Source organism: Psychrobacter sp. JB193 (assembly GCF_002285555.1).
GTDB classification, from domain to species: Bacteria; Pseudomonadota; Gammaproteobacteria; order Pseudomonadales; family Moraxellaceae; genus Psychrobacter; species Psychrobacter alimentarius.
This window is the reverse complement of record NZ_NRGY01000002.1, coordinates 720,839-743,666: the sequence shown is the minus strand read 5'-3', so window position 1 is coordinate 743,666 and position 22,828 is coordinate 720,839. Positions and strand designations below refer to the sequence as shown.

Annotated in this window: 20 protein-coding genes and 1 tRNA gene; 12 read left to right on the top strand and 9 right to left on the bottom strand. The window is 44.1% G+C overall.

Annotation, left to right across the window (positions count from 1 at the left end; all coding sequences use genetic code 11):
• Positions 1-9: 9 nt before the first annotated feature.
• The 4 genes from CIK80_RS15355 (at position 10) to CIK80_RS10985 (ending at position 2,816) form a co-directional block, all read left to right on the top strand.
• A complete protein-coding gene (locus CIK80_RS15355) occupies positions 10-720 on the top strand; it encodes a hypothetical protein (RefSeq protein WP_179288372.1) in 711 nt (236 codons plus the stop codon).
• Between the two features lie 317 nt (positions 721-1,037).
• Positions 1,038-1,211, top strand: a complete 174-nt coding sequence (locus tag CIK80_RS15345; RefSeq protein WP_179288370.1) for a hypothetical protein — start codon at positions 1,038-1,040, stop codon at positions 1,209-1,211.
• Positions 1,208-2,293, top strand: a complete 1,086-nt coding sequence (locus tag CIK80_RS10990) for a GNAT family N-acetyltransferase (RefSeq protein ID WP_095570017.1) — start codon at positions 1,208-1,210, stop codon at positions 2,291-2,293. The genes CIK80_RS15345 and CIK80_RS10990 overlap by 4 nt, the downstream gene beginning before the upstream one ends.
• Positions 2,286-2,816: a formyltransferase family protein gene (locus CIK80_RS10985; RefSeq protein WP_257011752.1), complete on the top strand. Its 531-nt coding sequence runs from the start codon at positions 2,286-2,288 to the stop codon at positions 2,814-2,816. The genes CIK80_RS10990 and CIK80_RS10985 overlap by 8 nt, the downstream gene beginning before the upstream one ends.
• Before the next feature lie 243 nt (positions 2,817-3,059).
• On the opposite strand, the gene CIK80_RS10980 is transcribed toward CIK80_RS10985, so the two are convergent.
• The 3 genes from CIK80_RS10980 to CIK80_RS10970 all read right to left on the bottom strand — a co-directional run bounded on the left by CIK80_RS10980 (position 3,060) and on the right by CIK80_RS10970 (position 6,494).
• Positions 3,060-3,150: transfer RNA gene (locus tag CIK80_RS10980), tRNA-Ser, on the bottom strand.
• 95 nt (positions 3,151-3,245) lie between these two features.
• On the bottom strand, positions 3,246-4,391 hold the full coding sequence (locus CIK80_RS10975) for a type I glyceraldehyde-3-phosphate dehydrogenase (RefSeq protein ID WP_095570015.1): 1,146 nt from the start codon (positions 4,389-4,391) through the stop codon (positions 3,246-3,248).
• A 135-nt stretch (positions 4,392-4,526) separates the two neighbouring features.
• Entirely contained in the window at positions 4,527-6,494 is a 1,968-nt protein-coding gene (locus CIK80_RS10970; protein WP_095570014.1) for an AAA family ATPase, read from the bottom strand.
• Positions 6,495-6,912: 418 nt separating this feature from the next.
• Here CIK80_RS10970 and CIK80_RS10960 point away from each other — a divergent pair, with 418 nt between their 5' ends.
• The 7 genes from CIK80_RS10960 (at position 6,913) to CIK80_RS10930 (ending at position 15,497) form a co-directional block, all read left to right on the top strand.
• Positions 6,913-8,439 carry an aldehyde dehydrogenase family protein gene (locus tag CIK80_RS10960; RefSeq protein WP_095570012.1) on the top strand — a complete coding sequence of 509 codons (1,527 nt, stop codon included), beginning with the start codon at positions 6,913-6,915 and terminating at the stop codon, positions 8,437-8,439.
• A gap of 276 nt (positions 8,440-8,715) precedes the next feature.
• Positions 8,716-9,042 carry a DUF779 domain-containing protein gene (locus tag CIK80_RS10955; RefSeq protein ID WP_095570011.1) on the top strand — a complete coding sequence of 109 codons (327 nt, stop codon included), beginning with the start codon at positions 8,716-8,718 and terminating at the stop codon, positions 9,040-9,042.
• Between the two features lie 535 nt (positions 9,043-9,577).
• Complete coding sequence (locus CIK80_RS10950) at positions 9,578-11,218, top strand: ABC transporter substrate-binding protein (RefSeq protein WP_095570010.1); 1,641 nt, start codon at positions 9,578-9,580, stop codon at positions 11,216-11,218.
• Between the two features lie 163 nt (positions 11,219-11,381).
• Positions 11,382-12,398 (top strand): ABC transporter permease subunit, encoded by a 1,017-nt coding sequence (locus CIK80_RS10945; RefSeq protein ID WP_062845186.1) that lies wholly within the window; start codon positions 11,382-11,384, stop codon positions 12,396-12,398.
• 141 nt (positions 12,399-12,539) lie between these two features.
• Positions 12,540-13,454 carry an ABC transporter permease subunit gene (locus CIK80_RS10940; RefSeq protein ID WP_062845187.1) on the top strand — a complete coding sequence of 305 codons (915 nt, stop codon included), beginning with the start codon at positions 12,540-12,542 and terminating at the stop codon, positions 13,452-13,454.
• A 1-nt stretch (position 13,455) separates the two neighbouring features.
• Positions 13,456-14,529 carry an ABC transporter ATP-binding protein gene (locus CIK80_RS10935; protein ID WP_257011751.1) on the top strand — a complete coding sequence of 358 codons (1,074 nt, stop codon included), beginning with the start codon at positions 13,456-13,458 and terminating at the stop codon, positions 14,527-14,529.
• Positions 14,526-15,497 carry a peptide ABC transporter ATP-binding protein gene (locus CIK80_RS10930; protein WP_062845188.1) on the top strand — a complete coding sequence of 324 codons (972 nt, stop codon included), beginning with the start codon at positions 14,526-14,528 and terminating at the stop codon, positions 15,495-15,497. Before CIK80_RS10935 ends, CIK80_RS10930 begins: the two co-directional genes overlap by 4 nt.
• Positions 15,498-15,595: 98 nt before the next feature.
• Here CIK80_RS10930 and CIK80_RS10925 read toward each other — a convergent pair whose 3' ends face one another.
• Positions 15,596-16,015 carry a nuclear transport factor 2 family protein gene (locus CIK80_RS10925; protein ID WP_095570009.1) on the bottom strand — a complete coding sequence of 140 codons (420 nt, stop codon included), beginning with the start codon at positions 16,013-16,015 and terminating at the stop codon, positions 15,596-15,598.
• 319 nt (positions 16,016-16,334) lie between these two features.
• Between CIK80_RS10925 and CIK80_RS10920 the strand changes: the two genes are divergently transcribed.
• Positions 16,335-17,291, top strand: coding sequence for a LysR family transcriptional regulator (locus tag CIK80_RS10920; protein ID WP_095570008.1), 957 nt, complete (start codon positions 16,335-16,337; stop codon positions 17,289-17,291).
• A 540-nt stretch (positions 17,292-17,831) separates the two neighbouring features.
• On the opposite strand, the gene CIK80_RS10910 is transcribed toward CIK80_RS10920, so the two are convergent.
• From CIK80_RS10910 to serS, 5 genes are all read right to left on the bottom strand, one after another.
• Positions 17,832-17,990 carry a nuclease-related domain-containing protein gene (locus CIK80_RS10910; protein ID WP_257011750.1) on the bottom strand — a complete coding sequence of 53 codons (159 nt, stop codon included), beginning with the start codon at positions 17,988-17,990 and terminating at the stop codon, positions 17,832-17,834.
• 60 nt (positions 17,991-18,050) lie between these two features.
• On the bottom strand, positions 18,051-18,593 hold the full coding sequence (locus CIK80_RS10905; protein ID WP_095570006.1) for a hypothetical protein: 543 nt from the start codon (positions 18,591-18,593) through the stop codon (positions 18,051-18,053).
• A 278-nt stretch (positions 18,594-18,871) separates the two neighbouring features.
• Entirely contained in the window at positions 18,872-20,869 is a 1,998-nt protein-coding gene (tkt, locus tag CIK80_RS10900; RefSeq protein WP_095570005.1) for a transketolase, read from the bottom strand.
• A 93-nt stretch (positions 20,870-20,962) separates the two neighbouring features.
• Positions 20,963-21,343, bottom strand: coding sequence for a hypothetical protein (locus CIK80_RS10895; RefSeq protein ID WP_095570004.1), 381 nt, complete (start codon positions 21,341-21,343; stop codon positions 20,963-20,965).
• 13 nt (positions 21,344-21,356) lie between these two features.
• A complete protein-coding gene (gene serS / locus CIK80_RS10890; protein WP_095570003.1) occupies positions 21,357-22,643 on the bottom strand; it encodes a serine--tRNA ligase in 1,287 nt (428 codons plus the stop codon).
• Positions 22,644-22,828 lie beyond the last annotated feature (185 nt).

Here is a 22,828-nt window from a genome sequence, read left to right as displayed (position 1 = left end):
GGATAGACTATGCATCGTATCGACTCTGCCACCGCACGTGAAAACGCAAATGGTGACGGTAAAACAGGCTTTCATGATAATGCTGATCTGCCAAATCAAGACGCTACTTACTTTACGCCTGAGTGGTCAAACGCACTCCAAGAGGAAGTCGCCAATGTGATTGAAGGCTTAGGGCTAACATTGGATAAGTCTGATAACGGGCAGCTTTTAAAAGCTTTGGTTCAGGAATTTGGTAAAAAAAAGGTATTAGAAGACGCTATCAAAGACTATAAAGAGTTGATTAAAGAAGACCGTGATCGCTTAGATAAGCTAGAAGCCCGCAAGTATGAAGATACGCAAATCGGTGAAACGTTTTGGACGTCTAAGCACTTTGTTACAGCAGAAGCAGTAGCAGAATATAAAGGCTATGGCACATGGAAGCGAGCGCTACAGGGGCGTGTCGCGGTTGGCTTTTCAGATAATGCTGAGGATCATATAGACTTTAGGACACATGGCAAAGAGTATGGCGAGCGTGAGCATACGTTGACTGTAGAAGAAATGCCAAGTCATGGTCATACCGCTGATATTCATTCGGGTAATATCGACGGCAATATACGTGCTGGTACACAGAATACGAGCGGTATGGAAGCTAATGTCGGTACAAGTAATACTGGTGGTGGTCAGGCTCACAATAACATGCAGCCATCCAAGACACTTGACTGCTGGGAACGTATCGAATAAAGAAAACGGAGCGGTAATAGGGTGTTGGAGCACCTTACTACCCTCTTTGACAGACAAGACCTGTCGCAAAGCCGAGGCTCCGTCGCCGTGTACACAGCGAGCGGAGTGTAACACAGAATCTAACGCGATTCTAACGCTAAGCACAGGAAAAATTATGCAGTTTATTTCATGCCAAGAGTGTGGCAAAAAACTACTCAAAATCGGCAATTTTGACAAACTATCTATCAAATGTAGCCGTTGTAAGACTATTAACCATTTGAGCGTCCAGAACGCCCTATCAGAAGACCACGAGTCTCAAACTAAAGAAGGAAATACTCGTGGCCACACGCAAAAAGACTCCAAAGGTCGATCCCAAAGCGCCTGCTCGTAACGGCTTTAAATATAAGCCAAAGTTTGGCGTTATCATTAACTGCGATGATGAAAATCATCAAAAGAACGTCTATGACCAGCTCAATACGCAAGGCTACAGCCTTAAGGTGGTGGTGGTATGAATATTGATATTAAGCATCAATGTACCGACCACGACAGTTACCGTGCTGCTCGTATTAAAAGCCTGTTTAACGTTGAGCAAGGCGCAAACGTCAATATCACTGCTGACCTACCCATTGATGACAACGATTGGCAGATTGGCGTCATAGTCGGCGGGTCAGGCACTGGTAAAACCAGTATTGGTAAAAAGCTATGGCGCGGTACACCGATCCATAAACCTAAGTGGGATAAAACACAGCCCATTATTGACCAGATAGCCGTCGATGGCAGCATTGATGATGCTACCGCATGTCTATCAGCAGTTGGTCTGGGTACTGTGCCTGCATGGCTACGACCTTATCATGTACTAAGTAATGGTGAACAATTCCGCGCTAACCTTGCACGTGCGTTAGCTGATGCGCCTGAGCGATTGATTATAGATGAGTTTAGTAGTGTCGTTGATCGTCAAATTGCTTGTATTGGTGCTAATGCTTTTGCAAAGTCTTGGCGCAGGACTAAGGGCAAGCAGGCAGTACTTTTGACTTGCCATTACGATGTACTCGACTGGCTACAACCTGACTGGGTGTATGACACATCCAAAGGTGAGTTTACACGGGGGAGTCTTTGGCAACGCCCAGCCATCAACTTTGACATCTACGAAACCAACTGGCAGTTTTGGCACTTATTTGAGCCGCATCACTATCTAAAGATACCGCGTATGATTGCCGCTACTAATTACGTGGCAGTAGTCGATGGGGAGCTAGTCGCTCACCTTGCAGTATCAACGCGCCCTGGTCTCATCGAAGCACGAGCGTGCCGATTGGTTGTGATGCCTGAGTGGCAAGGTGCTGGTATTGGTACGCGCTTTTTAAATCAGGTATGTGAGCACTGGTTAAATGCTGAAAACCGTTATAACAAGCCACTCCGCACTATTTTTCACACTAGCCATCCAAACTTAGCAGCAGCTCTAAGACGTGATTCAAAATGGACGCAGATCAGTGGGCAGCTGCATGGGGGTAAACCATCTAAAAATAGTACTACCACTTATGGGATGCACTTTCGAGCTGTGCAAGGCTTTCGTTATCTAGGGGCTGACTATGATTAAAGTGATGATAGTCGGTCAAAAATGGCTAGCTGAGCAGTTGCTTAAGCGTTGTATTGATATGGGTGATATTGAGGTTGTATTGGTATCAGTACCGTATATTAATGATAGAACAGCGATATTGGCTGATAGGTTAGCTATTCCCGTGGCTACTCATGGTAAGACATTGATTGCAGGTGCAGTACCAGATGGTATCGATGTAATACTGATGGCGCACGCCTACTGTTTTGTAGGTGCTGATGCTAGAGCTAAGGCTAGGCTTGGTGCTATCGGTTATCATCCAAGTCTACTGCCAGCATATAAAGGTAAAACCGCTATCGCAGACGCATTCAACGCAGGTGATGCTGTGACAGGTGGCTCTTTATATCAGTTAGATGATGGGTGGGATACAGGTGTGGTTATTGATCAAGCTAGTGTCAATATAGGTGATAACGATACTATTAAATCACTCTGGCAGGATAAATTAGCGCCGTTAGGTTTGCTGCTTTTTGAGAGTTACTTAAAGAGTATCAGGCATGATATATAGTTATTAACTATATAGTAGTGGTGCGGGGCATTTATGTCATCGCACTATTTTCTTAATGAAATGATTAGTGCAGAATAATTTACAAAAACCTAGTGCAGAATGAGCTACAAATTAGTGCAGAATAAATTCGCAAATTACACCCAGCCCATGACAAAGAATTAGCATCAAATTACAGGCATAAAAAAAGCCTGCTCAAGGCAGGCTCTTTAAAGGTTTCAGCGTTTTCAGCTATCACCCGATGTTTGGCGGAGACGGAGAGATTCGAACTCTCGAAGGGCTATGAACCCTTGCCGGTTTTCAAGACCGGTGCATTCAACCGCTCTGCCACGTCTCCATTGGTGCATCATTATATACAGATCATTTTATAATGCAAGCCTATATTCTAAAAAAATGAAAATAATTTTCTGATACCTCATAATTGCTCATATTTTACTTGTTTGAAGCGAGATGCAGGCACATATCCAGTAGTCTATTGGCGTAGCCCCATTCGTTATCATACCAAGCAAATACCTTATATTGATTGCCCACTCGCATCAGCTGCTGTCCATCGATAATAAGCGATTCGGTCTGATGGATAAAATCACTGGAAACTAATGGCTCATCGGTATACGCCATGATATCGAGCAAATGCGCTTGGCTAGCAGATTTCAGCACTTCGCCCACTGTTTCAATACTGACATCATCTTGCTCAAACACAAAAGTCACATCGATGGCAGCAACATCGATGGTTGGCACCCGTATCGAATGACCATTTATTTTACCTATCATCGCTGGTAGCACACGCTCGGTGGCCGCAATACTACTAGATGTAGTGGGAATAATATTGTAACCAGAAGCCCGCGCACGTCTGGGATCACGATGCGCTTGATCTAAGACCGTTTGATCGGCTGTGACTGCATGAATCTCCGTCATCATTGCTGACCTTACCCCAAATGCCTTATCCAAAGTATCAATCAGTGGTACTAGCGCCTGAGTGGTACAAGAAACGCTAGAGATAATCGGTAGAGCGCGTGTCAACTCATTTGCATTCACGCCCATGACAATGCAAGCATCTACATCGTCAAAAGGCGCGGCACCAATAATGACTTGGTGTGCCCCTGCCTCAATATGTAGATGCGCTTGCTCATAAGAGCGAAAGTGCCCTGTACACTCTAGCACCACATCGACGCCAAGTGTCTGCCACGGTAGATGCTTGGGATTAGGCTCTGAGAGCATCGTAATACAATAGGTCAGATTGTTCTTAGTCAGGCAAAGCTGAGTTTTATTATCGTCATTGATGTGAGTTTCTACAATCTCAGCACTGACTCCCAATCGACTTAAGCGCCCATGCGTACTGTCAAACTTTAGCAAATGCAATAAAATATCAGCTGGCCCTAAGTCATTGATAGCAACCACATGAATGGCGCGGCCCAATACTTCAAAACGCTCTAACAATGCGCGTAATACATTGCGCCCTATACGCCCAAAACCATTGATGGCGACTCTTAGTGGCTGTGTGTTCTCGCCTGTGGCACGAAATGCGGCGGCGACTGGATCGGACGTCAATTGATAATTGGCACGAGAAAAATCAGGCATAACAAATGATCGCTTTAAAGGGGAATAAAAAAAGGTATAACTAGCCGAACGCTGCACATAAAGCGCTTCAACGCCACAAAACCAGCATCGTCTTAACGAAAGAAGCATCAGGCTGTTTTTGTGACTGATGGCCGATTATGGCGTAATAAAGATGAGAGCCAAGCGAATGGTATTGTAATCAATACCCTGTTTGAGATGATCAAAGATTGGTCGCAGTTTGATGCTACCGTCATCATTAAAGTCATTTGGATTATTGGCCACCTTAATCGCGATATACGCGTTGCCAACCGCTGTCATCACCTCATCGTCTGGGCGCAGATGATCACACAACAAGCTTGAGTCTTGAGACCTCAGCTCAGCAATATGACGCATGATGGTCGACTGAGACAGCTGGCGCGCTTGGGAAATCTCAGCGATAGACAAACTCTCTTCTAACAGTATTCGTGTGGCTAACAGCGTACTGTCCGACTTATCAGAGACTTGATTGCCAAGTTTTTGTTTTTTGTCTTGCTGCGCTTGCAGTTGCTCGCGGCGCTTTTTTTGTAGATTGGCATAGGCATCGATAATTGACTTACTCAGCGTACCGCCTGATTTAAGAATGAATTTTTCATGCGCCTGCGTCATACTTTCTTCATCAAGCATCGCATAATTGGCATCGGCTTCGTCAGACAAGACCAAAAAGCGTCTATCCGCACCGCGTGCCAATGGGTCAAGTTGCAAGCTCATGTCATTCATACCAAGCAGCTGTAGGCCTGACAGCGACTTCAACCGTGACAACGCCACATAACCTTGCCCAAGCTCAAACGTACGAGACAAGTCAATCTCAGCAGCATCTAACGTCATCCCTTGCGACTTATGAATGGTGATTGCCCACGCCAAGCATAGCGGTACTTGCTCATAGCTTGCCAGCACCTCACCTGTCTCATCTTCAATGATCCATTCTTCAGGTTCCGCGACTACTTCACGTCCTGAATTGAGTCTCACCACGGGCATTTTCTGTGTGATGGTTTTTTTAGGCTTGGGCTGCTTTTTATCACTGTCTTTTTTTGGCTTTGTTTTGGCAGTCTTTGCCGACGCTTCATCATTTTCAGTAGCGTTGTCAGTGTCGCTTTCAGTGCCACTGTCTACGTCTTCATCGTCTTCAATCAACGCACTACTATTATCTTGATTATCCTCAATCTTGACGGCAGCAAATCCTATCAGCTCGCCCATCGTGCCATTAGAGACACCAAGCTCGGAATTGTTTTTGATAAACATGACCTTGGCGCCAATTTTAAGAATCAGGTCGTCTTGAGTCCGTACTGTCTTTTTCAATGTCTCAACCAGCTTACTATCGCCAGTCGACGTCGCCTCAAAGCGCATCATGTCACCTTCTAGCGCGGCAAGCTCTTTATCATTGATCTTATTGACATTGAGATTGTGCGTATAAAGACGCGTGCGCTTGATATCGACATCTTGATCAAAGGTAGCTTCTAGCGCAGCGATAGCCTCAAAAGTGACTTCCTGACGGCGGATTTGGTTCAAAATATCATCCAAATCCAAACCGCCATTGGCTGCTTCACTGACCTGTCTGTGCTGCTCACTCAAGTAGCAAATATGGAACTTGGCATCGAGCCACGCCTCTGACATAAAGGCGAATTTCTCGCGGTTGGTCTCTCCCTTACTACCAATCGGTGGTAACTGAAAAAAATCGCCTGCAACCACGACCTGAATACCGCCAAACGCCTTGTCATTTTTACGCACATACTTGAGCACTTGACTCACCAAGTTGAGCTGCTTGGCATGCAGCATCGATATCTCATCGATAATTAATACCGCCGTGTCTTTTAATCGATCAGCCAAAAACTGTTTGCGCGATAAATTGCTCAAATCACGATCAGACAACTCATCTTTGATGCCGATTCCCGACCAGCTATGAATAGTCGTACCGCTCATATGGGTGGCAGCGATACCTGTACTAGCAGTCACAGCCACTGGTACTCGGCGTGCACGCAAATAATCAATGTATTGATTGAGGGTATAGGTCTTACCTGAGCCTGCTGAGCCCGTTAAAAAGACATTTTGACCTGTTTTTAAGATATCAAGAGCAGAAGATTGACGCATATATCCAAACCAATTAAATGAGTAGTAATAATAAAAGTAGCATGAGAAAAATAATATGTGATCAGGTCAATATAAAAAGTGTCAGCGAGGCTAGTATAAATTTTTTGTAGCATCGAGCTGCATAGGCACAGCAAGCAACAAAAATTTGTAGCAGTCACGCGTTGTAATGACGTATACCCATTTTATTGAATATTCACTATAAGCAAAAACAGCTGCTATGATTATAACAGCTACACCCGTTTTGCGAACCACTTTCATCATCATATACCACATAACCAGAAGTTTTGTGAGACGAAATATATCATTATAAAAAGTCATTATTCCTCTGCACAAAAGCTCAGTACGATAGAGTCATACTTGGTTAGGAAGGCCAAATATTTGTTATCCAATAACCATAACACGCAACAAGGAGTCGTTAATGTTATACGCCTATCCCAATACTGAAAACAGTCCCGTCCAATTCCGCGAAAAATATGACAATTTCATCAACGGTGAGTGGGTCGCACCAATCGATGGTGAATACTTTGATAACCCTAGCCCTATTGATGGCAAGACTATTTGCCAAGTTGCCCGCTCAAAAGAAGCCGATATCGAAAAAGCGCTAGATGCCGCCCATGCTGCCAAAGATGCTTGGGGTAAAACCAGCGTCACGGATCGTGCCAATCTGTTGCTCAAAATTGCTGATCGCATGGAAGCTAACTTAGAAGCCATCGCTATCGCTGAATGTTACGAAAACGGCAAACCTGTGCGTGAGACTTTGATGGCAGACATTCCACTAGCCATCGATCAGTTTCGCTATTTTGCCAGTGCCATCCGCGCGCAAGAAGGCGGTATTAGCCAAATTGATGAAGACACAGTTGCTTATCATTTCCATGAGCCACTTGGCGTCGTCGGTCAAATTATCCCATGGAACTTTCCTATCTTGATGGCTGTTTGGAAAATTGCCCCAGCGCTTGCGGCAGGTAACTGTATCGTGATGAAGCCAGCAGAACAAACGCCTGCTTCTATTTTATATATGTTAGAAACCATCGGTATCGCTGACCTTTTACCAAAAGGCGTCCTCAATATCGTCAATGGTTTTGGGGTTGAAGCAGGTAAACCACTGGCCTCTAACCCACGTATCAACAAAGTTGCTTTTACTGGTGAGACTACAACTGGTCGCCTCATTATGCAGTATGCCAGCGAAAACATCATTCCTGTCACCCTAGAGCTTGGTGGTAAAAGCCCCAACATCTTCTTTGCCGATGTGATGGATGAAGACGATGACTTCTTAGACAAAGCGGTCGAAGGTCTAGTCATGTTTGCACTGAACCAAGGCGAAGTTTGTACTTGTCCGTCTCGGGCACTGGTACATGAAAGCATTTATGATGAATTTATCAAACGTTGTATCGCTCGTGTCGAAGCCATCAAAATGGGCAACCCATTAGATACAGATACCATGATTGGGGCGCAAGCCAGCTCAGATCAGTTAGAAAAAATCCTCTCTTATCTTGATATTGGTAAAAAAGAAGGCGCGAAGGTTTTGGTCGGTGGCGAGCAAGCCAAGCATGATGGCGACTTATCAGATGGTTATTATGTTAAGCCAACCATTTTTGAAGGCACAAACGACATGCGCGTGTTCCAAGAAGAGATTTTTGGGCCTGTGCTTGCTGTCACCACCTTTAAAGATGACGAAGAAGCGATGAAAATTGCCAATGACACCTTATACGGTCTAGGCGCTGGTGTTTGGACACGTAGCGTTCATAAGGCATATCGCTTCGGACGTGGTATCCAAGCAGGCCGCGTATGGACCAACTGTTATCACATTTATCCATCGCATGCTGCTTTTGGTGGTTATAAGCAATCTGGTATTGGTCGCGAAAACCATCTAATGATGCTCGACCATTACCAACAAACCAAAAACATGTTGGTTTCTTATAGTCCTAAAAAGATGGGCTTCTTTTAGAGCGAATCTTGACCATTGATAGGAGCTTATAAGCCTTAGATTACCACGCAATGTGATTGAGCACTTAGCGTGACTTGATAAGATGATAACTGTCTTCATGGTTGTTCGTAATCAAGTTTGTTATCTAAATTATGGTTTTATTCACACTTAAGTGAAGCAGTAAGCCGCATCTTCTTCAATCACAGGCTATATGTAGCGTGAGCGAGAATGATGTGGCTTTTTATATTCAGCCCCTATGCTCTTAACGTTCATGCTTTTAACGATAAGGAAATCATCATGAAAGTAACAGCGACAGAAGCCTGCAAAGAATTAATCGATTTACTCAAATCCAAACATGGCGAGCTGATGTTCCATCAATCAGGTGGTTGCTGTGATGGTAGCTCGCCTATGTGTTATCCGCTGGGTGAATTTAAAGTAGGCGGACAAGATGTTCTGGTCGGTGAGCTGGCTGGCTGTCCGTTTTATATGGGTAAAGCCCAATATCAGCTTTGGCAACACACGGACTTGACCATTGATGTGGTCAATGGACGCGGCGCAAGCTTCTCGTTAGAAATCCCTGAAGGCAAACGCTTTATTGTACGCTCAGAGATTTGTGCCGTGTAATTTCAAAAACCATCAAACTGTGCTCATATGAGTACTTTTTCCTTACTGGTGATGACAACGTTCATTGACACCAACGTATATGCGTGCCAGCCCTCATTTATTATCCCTGTCCCCATTGATAATCATAAAAAATAGTAAATATTTTTGAAATACAATCCGGTCGTATTGAGTGAGTCAGTTGTACAAAATATAGCCAAGCAAACGCTTTAATCACAATTGTTTCAGCAAGATTAGGAGCCTTAAAAAGTCACAGCTTTCTATCAAAACTATTTCATATATGTATCAAAACTTTTTTATATACCCCTTGCGCTTTTCCTATTTAAAGGAGTATATTCAGACCACTTGTTTATATTGATGGGTGTTGCAAAGCGAAATTGAAGCCGCTAAAAACTGAGTTGCTTCTTACTTTGTACACTAAAAACCTTATATAAATAAAAGCTTTAAAAGGAATTAGAAAAACGCCAGCTGTATTCATGGCTTGAATACAAACATATCAATGTATGGGCGACTACTTATCATTACATAGGATGTAAGAATGCAAAAATCACTCTTCAAACTGACAATGTTAGCGACACTTATCTTAGGCATCAGTGCCTGTAGTGGCGATAACAAAACCACTGATGACTCTGCTGCCAGCTCAGATGCCAAAGCTGCCAAAACCCTACTTTACTGCTCAGAAGGCAGCCCTGCTGGTTTTGATCCAGCGCAGTATACTGCTGGTACTGATTTTGATGCGAGCGCTTATCCTATCTATAACGGTTTGGTGCAATTCAAAAGAGATGGTACTGAGATTCAACCAGGACTGGCGGAAAGCTGGGATATTAGCGAAGACGGCAAGACTTACACCTTTAATCTACGCAAAGGCGTCAAGTTCGGTAAAACAGATTACTTCACACCAAGCCGCGATTTCAATGCAGATGACCTTATTTTTACCCTAGAACGTCTCACCAACCCAGAATTTGAATTTAACAAAGCCTACCCTGCTGAGTTCCCCTATTCGGTTGGCATGGGACTGCCTGATATCATTTCTAACATTGAAAAAGTTGACGATTACACGGTAAAAGTCACGCTCAGCGAGACCAATGCGCCATTTTTACAAAATCTAGCGATGCCGTTTGCTTATATCAATTCTGCTGAATATGCAGACAAATTGATGGCTTCTGGTAATGAGCCTGATATCAATAACAAGCCAGTCGGTACTGGTCCTTTCGTCTTTACGTCTTATCAAAAAGACGCCCAAATTCGTTATACCAAAAACCCAGACTATTGGGACAAAGACAACATCCACATCGATAACCTCGTATTTGTCATTACCAAAGATTCAGCGGTTCGTGCGCAAAAAGTTCAAGCGGGCGAATGTCATGTATCTGCTTATCCAAAACCTGCCGAAATTGAATCGGTCAAAAAATCGGGTAAAGCCACTGTTCTTGATCAACCAGGTTTTAACGTCGGCTATGTGGGCTACAACGTCGAAAAACCGAAGCTGAGTGATCTTAGAGTCCGTCAAGCATTAGATATGGCGATTAATAAAGATGCGATCATCAATGCCGTCTATCAAAGCGAGGGCCTCAAGGCCACCAACCCAATGCCGCCAACGCAGTGGGGTTACGACAAATCGCTTAAAGATGCACCTTATGACGTCGAAAAAGCAAAAGCTTTGATCAAAGAAGCTGGCGCGGACAATATGTCTATCAATCTATGGTATATGCCCGTTCAACGACCATACAACCCTAATGCCAAACTAATGGCTGAAATGCTGCAAGCAGATTGGGCGAAGATTGGCGTCAATGCCAAGCTGGTCACCTACGAGTGGGGCGAATACCTAAAACGCGCGGCAAAAGGTGAGCCTGATGTGATCTTGGCAGGTTGGACGGGTGATAATGGTGACCCTGATAACTGGTTAGGCTCGTTACTGTCTTGTGACGCTGTCGGTGGTAATAACTACTCACGTTGGTGTAACAAAGACTTTGACAACTTAGTCATGAAAGCGCGTCAGGTCACTAATCAAGATGAACGTGTGGATGATTATGTACAAGCTCAACAGATATTCAAAGAGCAACTTCCTTGGACGACAATGGCGCACTCGGTAGTAACCGTATTCACTGCACCAAATGTTGTGGATTTCAAAATCAGTCCGCTTGGTGCCGTACGCTTCGATGGCGTGAAGGTCGAATAGCGCACTCCGCTAAGCCCAGCAAGACAGGCTTTATTATTTAATGGATAGTCGGTTGGATCAAATCTTTTGCTCCAACCTTATCGACATACATTAAATAGCTTGTCACGGGCATTCTTATCACTGCTACCTCTCTAATCATCGAACCACAACTGTCGAGCGGCTTATGCTACTTTATATTTTGCGTCGAATCGCTATTCTCATTCCTGTCTATCTAGGCTTAACTCTCTCAACCTTTACTCTGATACGTCTCGTCCCTGGCGATGCCGTTGAGATTATGATGGGTGAGCGTATGGTTGATCCAGAGCTACATGCTCGCGCCTTAGAAAGACTAGGGTTGGACAAACCGCTCATCGTCCAATATTGGGACTACTTGAGCGGTATCTTAACTGGTGACTTTGGTGCGTCCTTTCGTACGCGCGCCCCAGTCTTACAAGACTTTTTTGCCCACTTTGTACCAACGTTAGAGTTGGCGCTGTGTGCGATCATCATTGCTAGTGTCGTTGGTATCAGTTTGGGTATTTTTGCCGCACTGCGCCGCGGTACTTGGATTGATTACACGCTAATGTCAGGCGCTCTCGCTGGCTACTCCATGCCCATTTATTTATTGGGTCCTATACTCACTGGTATCTTTGCCCATTATCTCGGCCTACTGCCCGTCGCTGGTGTGATCTCTGTCGCTCAGTTTTTAGATGTACAGCCCTTATATGGCTCATGGTTATTAGGCTCTCTGACCTCAGGAGAACCGGGGGCGTTTTGGGACGTGGTCAAACATTTTATCTTGCCTTCTATTGCTTTATCGACCATTCCACTTGCGATGATTGCGCGGATGACACGCTCTGCGATGTTAGAAGTATTGGATGAAGATTATGTGCGTACGGCTCGAGCCAAGGGCTTATCCCCGCGCCGAGTGATTTTGATACACGTGATGCGTAATGCATTGATTACCGTTGTTACGGTGGTTGGCTTACAGATGGCAACTTTGCTTGCAGGCGCTATTATTACTGAGACCATCTTTAGCTGGCCAGGCGTTGGTAATTGGCTACTTGATGGCTTTTTCACACGTGATTATCCAATCGTGCAAAACGGTATCTTGTTGGTCGCCACTGCTCTGATTTTGGTTAGCTTATTTATTGATATTTTGTATGGCTTAATCAATCCACGTATTCGCCATACTTCTTAATCTAACATTGATAAATACTCATATTATAAATAGGGACGATTAGCGCTTGAGTGGTCTTTAGAGTTTTTAGCAAAATCTACCTCCTTTTTAGGAATAAGATTCTAGCCACTTTCAACGCGTTCGCCACTATAGGAACTGCTCATGAAGTCTTCTACTCTTCCCTCTGATGCCAACCTTGTGGCAGCCACGCCGCCTTCATCTTGGCAGTTATTTTTATCGACATTTTGCCGAAACAAAGGCGCCGTCATTGGATTTATTGTCTTGGCATTGATGGTTATTATTGCCATATTTGCACCAGCCCTTGCTCCTCACGATCCTTATGAATTGTTTACCGGTCAAGAGCAATTGCCGCCTGCGTTTTTAAGCGGTGGTGATACCATGTTTTGGCTAGGTACGGATGATGCTGGTCGCGATACGCTGTCTCGCGTGATGTATGGCGCGCGTTATTCTTTATTCATCGGTCTGAGTGCGACCACGCTTGCTATGCTGGTCGGTATCTCGTTAGGACTGAGTGCTGCATTTTGGCCTAAAGTTTGGGGCAAAGCTGTCATGTTGGTCAATGACATTTTGATGTCATATCCCAGCTTGCTATTGGCCATTATCATTGCGGCAATCTTAGGCCCTTCAATGACCAATACGATTATCACCATTGCTTTGGTCTGTACGCCGCCTTTCATTCGTCTCACTCGTGCAACTGCCATGGTAGAGCTGCAACGCGAGTACTTTATTGCCTCACAAGTGATGGGTGCTGGCGTGCTCAGACTCTTGTTTGTAACGATTTTGCCCAACTGTATGGCGCCACTAATCGTACAAGCAACGATGATTTTTTCATCGGCGATTTTAGAAGCAGGTGCGATTGGTTTCTTAGGATTTGGCGTGCAACCACCTGATGCTGAATGGGGTGCTATGCTGGGCACAGCACGTCAGTATATTCAAAGTAACGTTTGGCTCGCCATTTGGCCAGGTGTCGCTATCTTCTTAGCTGCCTTATCAATCAACCTGACTGGTGATGGCCTACGCGATGCGCTAGACCCCAAATTAAAGCAGGTGACCTAAAATGACTGATACTTTAAACCATACCAATACCTCGATGAATGGTTCATTAGTAAAAGAGGCGCCATTATTATTAGATATAGAAAATCTCTCGGTCACTTTTGGTGAAGGGTCGCGTGCTTTTCGCGCCGTAGATGATGTGTCTTTGACAGTGACTCAAGGCGAAGTAATCGCGATAGTAGGCGAGTCAGGCTCAGGCAAGTCCGTTACTATGATGGCATTGATGGGACTCTTGCCCCCTTATGCAAGCGTGCGTGCCAAACGCGTGATGTTCGATAATAAGGATATGCTCGGTATGTCGCCCAAAGAGCGACGCGGCATCATTGGTAAAGACATTTCTATGATCTTCCAAAACGCCATGTCGTGCCTCAATCCAAGCTTTACGGTTGAGATGCAATTAGGCGAAGTCCTTCGAAAACACCTTGGTTTGCGAGGCTCGGCAGTACAGGCACGCATATTAGAGCTGTTAGAATTGGTCGAGATGCCCGATGCCAAAAACCGACTCAAGGTGTATCCACATCAACTGTCAGGCGGTATGAGCCAGCGAGTGATGATTGCCATGGCGCTGGCGTGCGAGCCAAAACTCCTTATCGCCGATGAACCCACCACAGCACTTGATGTCACGGTACAAGCACAAATCATGGATCTGCTTGGGCGCTTACAACGTGAAAAACAAATGGCCATGGTACTAATTACTCATGATTTGGGTTTGGTCTCTCAAAACTCACGTGACGTCGCTGTTATGTACGCCGGACAAGTAGTGGAAACCAATACGGTGCCAGAAATTTTCCAAAACCCAGCGCATCCTTATACCGAAGCATTGCTACAAGCCATCCCTGAACTGGCTATCGGTCAAGACAGATTACACAGCTTACCAGGCGTGGTGCCCAGCCAATACGATCGTCCAAGTGGTTGCTTATTGTCTCCGCGCTGCCCTTACAAAGAGCCAGCGTGTGACGTGCCGCCGCCTATTTTAGATACGCCTAATGGCAAAGTGCGCTGTATTCATACCGATCTACCAAGCATATCTGCTGGTACTTCTCCCTTTGACCCTGCTACTTTGGAGTCCCAAGCATGAGTGATAAAGTGGTCTTAAAAGCAGACAATCTACGCAAGCACTACCCTGTATCACAAGGTTTGGGTAAAGCAAAAGCATATGTCAAAGCCTTAAACGGTATCTCGTTTGAGCTACGCGCTGGCAAAACACTGGCGGTCGTTGGTGAATCAGGCTGCGGCAAATCGACGCTTGCCCGCCAGCTCACGCTCATCGAACAGCCGAGTGACGGTGAGCTATTTATTAATGATGAAGGTACGACAGGCTACAGTAGAAAAGCATTAAAAGATTTGCGTACTGAGATTCAAATGGTTTTTCAAAACCCTTATGGCAGTTTAAATCCGCGCCATACGATTGGGTATCAATTAACAGAACCGCTAGACATCCACACCAAACTGTCAAAAGAAGACAAGCGCGACAAAATCAACGACATGATGAGAAATGTTGGTTTACGTCCTGAACATGCTGGCCGTTATCCGCACATGTTTTCAGGTGGTCAGCGACAGCGTATTGCCCTCGCGCGTGCAATGATGCTCAATCCAAAAATTGTCGTCGCTGATGAACCGACTTCTGCCCTCGATGTGTCCATTCAAGCGCAAGTATTGAACCTATTTATGGACTTGCAAGATGAGTACCATACGGCATATGTCTTTATTTCACACAACTTATCCGTCGTGCGCCATGTCGCAGATGATGTGATGGTAATGTACTTAGGTCAAGCGGTCGAACACGGTCCCAAAGAAGCCATTTACAACGCGCCAAAACATCCTTATACGATGGCCCTATTGGCAGCAGCACCCACAGTGAATGGTCAAAAAAAGGATCTAACACTGCAAGGTGAGCTGCCAAGTCCTCTCAACCCGCCAAGTGGTTGCGCCCTACACAAGCGCTGCCCTTATGCTAAGTCACAGTGCAGCGAAATAGAGCCACAACTTCGAGAATGGGACGGGCGATTGGTGGCCTGTTTGCGTTTAGAAGAGATACATGGTTAAAAGTTTTTAATAGATAATAAAACCGCCATCATGGCGGTTTTTGTTTATGAACGTTTGAACTTACTCTTTATAGACTTCTTTTTATTTTATCAAAATATCTATCTCGAAACGTGCATCGCCGCTTCCAGCGCAGCGGTGTCTTCGTGCATACGATATAAGCAAATCTTACCTGCCTTATCAAAACGAACAATCATGGTCCAAAGACTGTTAAACACGTCGCCAGTATTCTTGACGGTGTGAGCCAGTTCACCAAACCTAACAATATAATCATCGCTTGCGATAGAATCTTCCATCTCAAAAGTACCAAATTCAAACATCTGAGCTAGATTTTTAAAGAATATCTTGCCTGCATCTTGACCAATGTGAGTGCCATAAATCGGCACTTGGCTGTCTCTCTCTTCTCGAAAGACCACGAATTTTACGTCTGAATTACACAGCGCCATGGCTTGCTCATACTCCCCTGTGAAGACATGAGTGACAAACTCATCAAGGATTTGGGTATTTGATTTTTTTTGCATATATTTTCTCGCTATAGTTGATCCCCTATAAAACAAATACAGCACTACTGAGATAAATTTTACGTCGCCTCTGTCTGCGAAGGCACAGCAAGCAAGAAAAATTTGTTTCAGTAGTGCGTAATAATAGGTGATCCTCTTTTGTTTAGGACTGACTATATTATGGATTGCATAAATCGTGGCACTTTCAAGGCTGCCAACGAATTATATACAGTCTAATGAAAGGCGTAGTAGACAAACAGACGACACCCACACATTGACTGTGCAAATATGCACAACAGAATTTGCTAAGATAAGAGATGATTAAAATAAGAGAATAACTATGTACTGGGACGATTTGGCTTACTTTGTTTGCTTGGTAGAAAAACAAACATTGACTGCATGCGCTGAAGCAATGAATGTGCAGCACAGCACGGTTGCTCGGCGTATTGAACATCTTGAGCAAACGCTCGGCATCAATCTTTTTGATCGACTGGGCAAACGCTACGTGTTAACTATCGAGGGCGATCGGCTCTACCACCAAGCAGTAGAAGTCAAAAAAGAGATAGTCACTTTTCAAAGAATGGCTATTGATCAGAACGCTCTACAAGGCAAAGTGGTGGTATCCGCCCCGCCTGTATGGGCAAATGAGGTGCTCATACCTGCTTTGGCTGATTTTCGCCAGCGCTTTCCAGATATCGTATTGACTTTAAGCGGCGATGTAAGTATGAGCAACTTACATCAACGAGAAGCTGATATCGCTATACGCACGCGTCGTCCCACTCAGGAATACTTGGTTATCCGTACATTAGGGTCGTCGACTTATCGATTTTATGCCCACAATAAATACCTCAAAGATACCAGACCTGAGCAATGGCAACTGATAGAGTTTAAAGCCAACGCCAGAGTACTTGCTTGGTCGCAAGCGTTCATGCAGCAGCGAGAATATACGATTGTGTTTAGTACCAATGACTTATATATGGCGTGTCACGCGGCTCGTCAAAAAATAGGGTTTGCGCTATTACCTGACTTTTTAGCACGTCAGTACCCAGAATTGACAGCGATTGATCCTATTAACAAATTAACCTTAACCGACTTGGAAATTCGTTCCTCAGCGGACAGTTACGCGGCTGCTGAGCCATTACAAACTGAGCAGTTAGATACACACTCCCCTATTCCACTGGCTCAATCGTATCCCCTCTATTTGGTCATGCACCCAGATGTAAGACGCTCAGCACGAGTCAGAGCAGTAGCAGATTGGTTAATTGATTGTTCTACTCGATTAGAAGGGTTTGCATGATATTTTCATTATATGGATAAATACAGATGATTGACTTTAGAATAAAAAAATCAAGCGCACTTACAGGTGGTCTAACCTTCCAGTTCGTTTATGATAAAAGTGACAACAGAAGCGATCACAACATAGAAGACTTTAATTTTATAGATTCTATTTTTGTACAAGAGGAAGCTTTTTTCTAATTGAGCCTATCTTTAGCACCAATGAATCTACAGAAAGAACACCTGAACAGCAACGATATTACCACTGGGGACTTAACAACTATCACGATCTAAATAGTCTCGAGATTATTTTGCAACAGATTATAGAGTTACAGCAAGGTATTCAACAATATAAAAATCTAGAAACGGTTCATAAGTTAGATTTGTATCTTACAAAGAAGCTTAAAAAGATTCTAACTATTCGTCGCATTCGCTATAGGCATCAGAATGAAATGGTAAATTACTTAACAGGCATTATTAATTTCATTAAAGTCGCTATTAATGACAAAGATATTAAAGGCATTTGGGTAATAGGTATTTGAAATACCAAGTTGAGTATTTATTATACGATGACGTGATCGATTTGCGTACTGCCACCATTGGCTAATGGCAAGGTGATATTATTTAATCGGTGATAAATATCTTTTTCAAGTTTTAACCACATGGCGACGTTGATGACAGTTTCGCCGAGGAAGCCTTTGAAGGTGGATTTTAGGGACATAATAGCGATCTTTAGAATGGTTATAGAATGTGCTAAGCGCAATAACAAAACTCTTTAAATTTAATTAATCAGCACTCTCTTACGATGCTTTAAAGGCTTGGCATAAGCAGAAGAACATGATCTGATATGTTTATAAAAACTCTTATAAACCCGATCATACTCTTCATCAAGCTGTTTAAGTACATCTAAAGTACTATCGTTAGGATTAGTTTCATGTTCATACTGTGCATTTATCAGGTCTCCCCCTGCATTTAAAAACAACTCATATTTTTTCTCAAGCTCTGGAAAATATAAAGCTATCAATATTTCTATCTTGCCACCTTCTCTGTAAAATTCATCAACATCTAAAGCTTCATAGCAATTGCTTGAAAAACTTTTGGATTGAACTTCCTGAATAATGGCTGCAAAATCAACTAGTCTAAAGACTACTTCCTCAAACTTTATTCTTAAAAAGGCTTCATATTCTTTTTTGCGTTCAGATCTCTGAGTAATGAGAATACCGCATAGTCCAAATATTCCGATTATGCAGGCTGCTATCAAGCCTTCACTTAGTTCAATCTGTTTTAGCCATGTAATAGCATTTGCCAGTTCGATACTATTCATCTAATTTTTCCAATTCTGTAGTCATATAATTTATTTTTATATGAGAGCTGCACGAGAAGTAAAACTTAGCTTTGTGAGCAATCAATCTATTCTAATTTACCACTAAATCATTATGTTGAGGCACAGAATTTAGTACTGGTTGCAGCAGTTATTTTACCGATAACCACATTGATTAAAGTGGAACAAAAAAATAGCTCCAAAACCAAAATTCAACCATAAAAAAAGCGTTGCCAGATTACTCTAGCAACGCTTTTATAAACTTAAAAACTTAGTCTTAATTAAACCAAACTATTTACCGCTTCAACCACAGCGTCAGTCGTAATACCAAACTCTTTATATAGCTCGTCTGCTGGCGCTGATTCACCATAAGTCGTCATACCAATGACTTTGCCATCTAAGCCAACAAACTTGTACCAGTAATCTACATGCGCAGCTTCCACTGCGACACGAGCACGGATATTGGCAGGCAATACGGCTTCACGGTAGCTCGCCTCTTGCTCAACGAATATCTCAGCACATGGCATAGACACCACACGCACACCAACACCGTTTGCACTTAGTGTCTCGTACGCTTCCATCGCTAGACCAACTTCTGAGCCAGTTGCGATGATGATTGCCTGTAGCTCGCCTTGTTCTTTCGCCAGTACATAACCACCTTTGGTGATGTTAGCGACTTGCTCGCTATCACGCGCTTGATGCGGCAAGCTTTGACGACTAAAGATCAATGCTGATGGGTTGCTTTCTGACTTGATCGCTTCTACCCAAGCACTTGCAGATTCAGTCGCATCACACGGACGCCACGTGCGTAGGTTTGGCGTGGTACGTAGGCTCGTCAATTGCTCAACTGGCTGATGCGTTGGGCCATCTTCACCCAAACCGATCGAGTCATGCGTATAGACATGGATGACACGCTGCTTCATGAGTGCGCCCATACGTACTGCGTTACGCGCGTATTCCATAAACATGAGGAAAGTTGCCACGTAAGGGATAAAGCCGCCGTGTAATGCGATACCATTGGCAATCGCCGTCATACCAAACTCACGTACGCCGTAATAGATATAGTTGCCATCAGCGTCTTTCTCGATACCTTTAGCGCCTTTAAATAGCGTGAGGTTTGAACCAGCGAGATCTGCTGAACCGCCTAGTAACTCTGGCAATAATGGCTGCAAGCTATTAATAGCATTTTGACTGGCTTTACGGCTAGCAACATCGCCACCCGCTTCTTGCGTTTGCTGAATATACGCTTGCGCTTGGCTTGCAAAATCTGCTGGCAACTCGCCATTTAGACGACGTGACAGTTCTGCTGCAAGCTCTGGATAGGCTTTTTCATAAGCGGCAAAATCTGCTTCCCAATTCTTTTGTTGTACATCGCCTTTTGGTTTGGCATCCCATGCTTCATAGATTTCATCATCTAATTCAAATGGCGCATGCGTCCAAGCTAAGGCATCACGAGTTAATATGATTTCGTCATCACCGAGTGGTGCACCATGGCTTGCTGCTAGGCCTTGTTTGTTCGGGCTACCTGCACCGATCGTGGTCTTGCAAATGATTAGACTTGGCTTGCTAGTCTCTGCAATCGCTTGCTCAGTTGCTTGCGTGATGGCATCAGTATCATGACCGTCAACTTTGATGACTTGCCAGCCATACGATTCAAAGCGCGCTTCGGTATCATCAGTGAACCAACCTTCGACATTGCCATCGATCGAGATACCGTTATCATCATAAAAGAATACGAGCTTGCCAAGACCTAACGTGCCAGCCAGTGAGCAAACTTCATGACTAATACCTTCCATCAAGCAACCATCGCCTAAGAATGCATAGGTATGATGGTCAACAACATTATGCCCGTCACGATTGAACTGCGCCGCTAATGTTTTTTCAGCAATGGCAAAACCAACGGCATTAGCAATACCTTGTCCTAGTGGACCTGTCGTGGTTTCAACCCCTGGCGTATAACCAAGCTCAGGGTGACCTGGGGTTTTTGAATGTAACTGGCGAAAGCCTTTTAGGTCATCAACACTAACGTCATAGCCTGATAAATGTAGCAATGAGTAGATAAGCATTGAGCCATGACCGTTTGACAGTACAAAGCGATCACGGTTATGCCACTGCGGATCAGCAGGATTATGCTTTAAAAATTTACGCCACAACACTTCGGCAATGTCGGCCATACCCATTGGCGCACCTGGATGTCCAGAGTTGGCTTTTTGAACCGCGTCAAACGACAGCACACGGATGGCATTGGCTAGTTTACGTTCGTTAATTGGGGTAGGCATAGCATGTCCTAATATTAAAGGAAAGTTTATTTGATTAAAAAAGGTTCTTGAACTGAATTTGCTTGGATATCTAAATAGGTGGCTCATTATAAACTAAGTAGCAACAATTTTTCCTGTTACTCCTAGTCCACAACTTGATCGGGTCACATAATAAAAAATCAATTGATTATTAATGACTTCAATATAATGTTTCTCAAATTCTCGATAACAAACATACTGAAGCCATCTCTCTTCCAAATAATCTGCCATTTGCTGATAGCTTATATTATTTGCAAATTTGCAGCGCAACGTAAGCATACAATTTGCATCATCATGGCGTTCTTGATCAAGAAAATCGCAACCAACATTGTTTTCCTTACAACAGAAAAATATATTGGCATCTATTTCAAAGCCTAACAAATTGTCGCCGCTGCTTTGACCATAGATGAGATATTGTGAGTAATTCAATTCATCAACTATGGTCAAGATCTTCATGACGTTACTAACTTCAAATTTCAATACGCTCAGCACCGCCCATAAATGGACGCAACACTTCTGGAATGGTGATGCTACCATCAGCGTTTTGATGATTTTCCATAACTGCTAACAGCGTACGACCGACTGCTAAGCCTGAACCGTTTAGGGTATGCGCAAGGCTGGTTTGCTTGCCATCTTTGACGCGTGTGCCCATACGGCGCGCTTGGAAATCGCCACAGTTAGAGCAGCTAGAGATTTCACGGTAAGTGTCTTGGCTTGGTAGCCATACTTCGATGTCGTAGGTTTTTTGCGCCGAAAAACCCATGTCGCCAGTACATAGCTGTACTGTGCGGTACGGCAGCTCAAGCTGCTGTAGGACATACTCAGCTTGTCCGGTCATGGCTTCTAGTAGGTCATCAGATTGATCACTAGTACCGACATTGACCATCTCAACTTTTTCAAATTGATGCTGACGAATCAGACCACGCGTATCACGACCATGTGAGCCTGCTTCACTACGGAAACAAGGCGTATGCGTAGTGAACTTTAGCGGCAACTCTTTGATATCCAAACGCTCACCGCGTACCAAGTTGGTCATTGGTACCTCTGCTGTTGGAATCAGATAAAAGTCCATCTCGTCATTGTTCGTATGATTGGTTAATTTAAACAAATCATCTTCAAACTTAGGCAGCTGACCTGTGCCTTTTAAGCTCTCTGAATTGACAATATAAGGCACGTACATTTCAGTATAGCCATACTTGACGGTGTGCGTGTTCAGCATGAACTGAATCAGTGCGCGATGCAGTTGCGCAAGCTGCCCTCGTAGCACGTTAAAACGGCTACCCGTTAGCTTAGTCGCTGCTTCAAAGTCCAGCATCCCAAGCGTCTCGCCAATATGCGTGTGATCTTTTATCTCAAAATCAAACGTACGCGGTGTACCCCACTTGCGTACTTCGACATTATCGTCTTCTGACGTACCGACTGGCACATCTGCCGCTGGAATATTTGGAATCTGCAATGCCGCTTGCGTGATACGTTCTTGTAAGGTGCGCAGCTCATCTTCAGCCGCCTTGATCTCTCCACTGACTTGCTGCATCTCATTAAGCAGCTCAGTGGCATCTTCGCCTGATTTTTTTAGCGCGCCCACTTGCTTAGCACCAGCATTACGTTGCGCTTGTAGCTCTTCAGTTTTGACTTGCAAGGATTTACGCTCGGACTCAATCGATTGCCAAAACTCCATATCAAGCGCGTAGCCACGAGTGGCCAGTTGTTGCTGTAAATCGCTTAAATCGCCACGTAAGAGTTTCGGATCAATCATAATAGTTGCCTGTCACACTGAGAGTGAATAAGAAGTTGAAACATTATTGGTATAATCATTGGTCAGCTCATAGATATCATTAATCTTGATAGCCCAATCATTATCTTGCCATGCTGGCCTATTCTTTATCAAAATATAAGCCAGACGCTATAATAACAAGACCCAGCAGATTTGACCATGTTTTG